General features: G+C 70.1%; 3 protein-coding genes and 1 pseudogene. 3 read left to right on the forward strand and 1 reads right to left on the reverse strand.

Annotation, left to right across the window (positions count from 1 at the left end; genetic code table 11):
• Positions 1 to 109: 109 nt before the first annotated feature.
• Positions 110 to 1,174 (reverse strand): non-homologous end joining protein Ku, encoded by a 1,065-nt coding sequence (gene ku / locus ACWF94_RS35035; protein ID WP_453498099.1) that lies wholly within the window; start codon positions 1,172 to 1,174, stop codon positions 110 to 112.
• 60 nt (positions 1,175 to 1,234) lie between these two features.
• Here ku and ligD point away from each other — a divergent pair, with 60 nt between their 5' ends.
• The 3 genes and pseudogenes from ligD (at position 1,235) to ACWF94_RS35050 (ending at position 3,208) form a co-directional block, all read left to right on the forward strand.
• Complete coding sequence (ligD, locus tag ACWF94_RS35040; protein WP_453498102.1) at positions 1,235 to 2,110, forward strand: non-homologous end-joining DNA ligase; 876 nt, start codon at positions 1,235 to 1,237, stop codon at positions 2,108 to 2,110.
• Positions 2,111 to 2,352: 242 nt separating this feature from the next.
• A pseudogene (locus tag ACWF94_RS35045) lies at positions 2,353 to 2,691 on the forward strand (ATP-dependent DNA ligase); the annotation flags it as partial.
• A 163-nt stretch (positions 2,692 to 2,854) separates the two neighbouring features.
• Positions 2,855 to 3,208 carry a hypothetical protein gene (locus ACWF94_RS35050; RefSeq protein WP_453498108.1) on the forward strand — a complete coding sequence of 118 codons (354 nt, stop codon included), beginning with the start codon at positions 2,855 to 2,857 and terminating at the stop codon, positions 3,206 to 3,208.
• The last annotated feature ends 42 nt before the right edge of the window (positions 3,209 to 3,250 follow it).

Consider the following 3,250-nt stretch of genomic DNA (forward strand, 5'->3'; position numbering starts at 1 on the left):
GGCGAGGACCCCTCGGTCCTGCTCTTCCTCCCCATGTCCCACGTCTTCGGCCGCATGGTCGCCGTGGCCTGCGTCCGCGCCCGGGTCCGCCTCGGCCACGCCCCCACGGTCAGGAGGCGCGTTTGCGGGTGGACTTCTTCGCGGGCGACTTGGCGGGCGACTTCGCGGCGGTCTTCTTGGCCGTGGACTTCTTCGCGGCACTCCTGGCGGTCCCGGTGCTCCCGGTGCTCTCGGCGGTCCCGGCGGTCCCGGCGGTCTCGCTGCTCCCGGTGCTCGCGGTGCTCCCTGTGCTGTCGGTATTCTCGGCGCTCGCGCCGCTCCGGGCCCGGGAGGCCGCCTTCTTCTTCGGCGCCGCCTTCGTGCGGCTCTTCAGCTGGGTCACCTCCGCCGCGTCCCCCTCGCGGGCCTCCTTCGCCGCCTGCACGCTGCTTTCGAGCGCGGCCATGAGGTCGATGACCTGGCCGCCGCCCGCGGCGGGGGCGGCTTCCGGGAGGGCGCCGCCCTCGACCTTGGCGGTGATGAGGGCTTCGACGGCGTCGCGGTAGTCGTCGTGGAGGGTGTCCATATCGACTTCGCCGAGGGTGTCCATGAGGGCGTCGGCGAGGTCAAGTTCGGCATCGCGGACCGTGACCTCGGTGTCGGGGGCGACGCCTTCGGGGCGGCGGATCTCGTCGGGCCAGAGGAGACCGTGCATGGCGATGACGTCGTCGACCACACGGAGCATGCCCAGCCGCTCACGGCCGCGCAGGGCGAACTTGGCGAGGGCGACCTTCTGACTGCGCTTGAGGGCCTCACGCAGGAGGGTGTAGGGCTTGGCGGCGGGAACGCCGTTGGCGGAGAGGTAGTACGCGGCGTCCATCTGGAGGGGGTCGATGGATGTCGCCGGTACGAACGCCACGATCTCGATGGTCTTCGCGGTGGGCAGCGGAAGAGCCGCGAGGTCCTCGTCGGTGATCGGGATCATCGACCCGTCCGCGTCCTCGTACGCCTTGCCGATGTCCGCCGCCGTCACCTCCTCACCGTCCAGCTCGCAGACCTTGCGGTAGCGAATCCGGCCGCCGTCGGATGTGTGGATCTGCCGGAAGGAGATGGAGTGGTTCTCGGTGGCGTTCACCAGCTTGATCGGGATGCTGACCAGGCCGAAGGAGATCGCGCCGTTCCATATGGATCGCACCTTATGATCCCTCTCATCCGAAATTTCGGCATTCATCGTATTCCGTGGGATTCTCATCGTATGACGCCGATCACAGAGGTGGCTGGGCGGCGCCTGCCGCTGAGCAATCTGGCCAAGGTCATCCACCCCGCCACCGGCACCACCAAGGGCGAGATCCTGCACTACTACGCGATCACCGCCGAGGCCCTGCTCCCCCATCTGCGGGACCGGCCGGTGTCCTTTCTGCGTTATCCGGACGGGCCCGACGGGCAGGTGTTCTTCACCAAGAATCCGCCGCCCGGTACGCCATCGTGGGTACGCACCACCCCCGTGCCGCACTCCGAGGACGAGAGCGCCCGCCAGGTCGTCGTGGACGATCTGCCGTCGCTGATCTGGGCGGCGAACCTGGTCGTGGAGTTCCATACGCCGCAGTGGACCGCCGGGAAGCCCGCCGTGGCCGACCGGATGGTCTTCGACCTCGACCCGGGCGCCCCGGCGGGCGTGGTCGAGTGCTGCACGGTCGCCCTGTGGCTGCGGGAGCGGCTGGCGGCCGACGGTCTTGACGCGTATGCGAAGACCTCCGGCTCGAAGGGGCTGCACATCCTGGTGCCGATCGAGCCGACCCCGTCCGAAACGGTCTCCGCGTACGCGAAGGGGCTGGCCAAGGAGGGCGAGGCCGCGCTGCCCCGGCTGGTGCTGCACCGGATGGCGCGGAATCTGCGGCCAGGGAAGGTCTTCGTCGACCACAGCCAGAACGCCGCCGCGAAGACCACGGCCGCGCCCTATACGCTGCGTGCCCGCGCCGAACCGGCCGTATCCGCGCCGGTGACGTGGGAGGAGATCGACGCGCGGCAGAGGCTGGCGTTCCGGCTCGATGACATCGCGCTGCGGCTGGAGCGGTACGGGGATCTGCTCGCGCCGCTGACCGATCCGGGCCGGGCCCGCCCGCTGCCCTGAGCGGCTCCCCCATGGCTGCCGGCGGGGGGCTCGGCCCGTCGTCGTGCCGCGCGATCGCGCAGAGGCCGCCCGCCGCCGAGCCGCCCTGCGAAGGGGGCTCACATGACGATTGAGGCTGTCCCGGTGACAGGCCGGCGGGGGACGGCGAGCCTCTCCCCGCCCTGAGGGTCGCCCGGGTTGAACCTGGCCGCATGGATCAGAGCAGCTCGCCGAGAGTAGCCCTTCGGCCACCGGTCGACGTCATGCGCCCCCGGCCTGTGGACGAGATCCCCGGGCATGGCAGCACCCCCGGGGGCTTTCAGTACTCGCTCAAGCTTGATGGATTCCGCGCCCTCGCCTTCGTCCTCGACGGCGGAAGGGTCGTCCTGCAGTCACGCTCCCGAAGGGACCTCGCCGGAGAGTTCCCCGAGATCGCCGCGTATCTGCGAGATCACCTGCCACCCGGAATCGTGCTGGACGGTGAACTGTGCGCCTACCGCGAGGGGCGATTGAGCTTCACCGATCTGCTCCGGTCCCACAGTGATCGCGAGCGGTCGGGAGTCCCGGTGTCCTACATCGCGTTCGACATCCTCGCCGTCCCGGGCCGGGACGTCAGGGCGCTGCCCCTGAGGGACCGCTGGGAACTGCTCGGAGCGGCGCTGCGGGACGTCGGCCCTCCCCTTCAGCGGGGTGCTGGCGACGCTGGACGAGGAGACGGCCCACACCTGGTTTCGCGACATAAGAGCCGTGGGCGTCGAAGGGATCGTGGCGAAAGCACTGAATTCGCCCTACCGGGCAGGAGGAACCTGGACCTGGCGGAAGATCCGGCACTCCGATACGCGGGACGGCGCGCTCCTCGGCGTCTTCGGCCCGGTGGAGCGACCGCGGGCCCTTCTGGTCCGGCTTCCCGATGACCGGACCGTGCAGACGTCGCCTCGCTTGACCCCGACGCAGTCGCAGCAGATCGGCGAGCTGGTACGCGGTCGCCTGGGCGAGCTGACGGACCACCCGGACCACGGGCTCGTACGGCTGCTCACCGAGCCGCTCCTCGTTGAACTGCGTCAGGCGGCCGGACGCCAGGACACCGCCCGTTTCGTACGCGTACGGCCCGAAGGGTGAGCACCCGGCCCCGGCTCAACGCCAGCTTTCACGACAGGCGGG

It is taken from the genome of Streptomyces sp. NPDC055078, assembly GCF_053607985.1.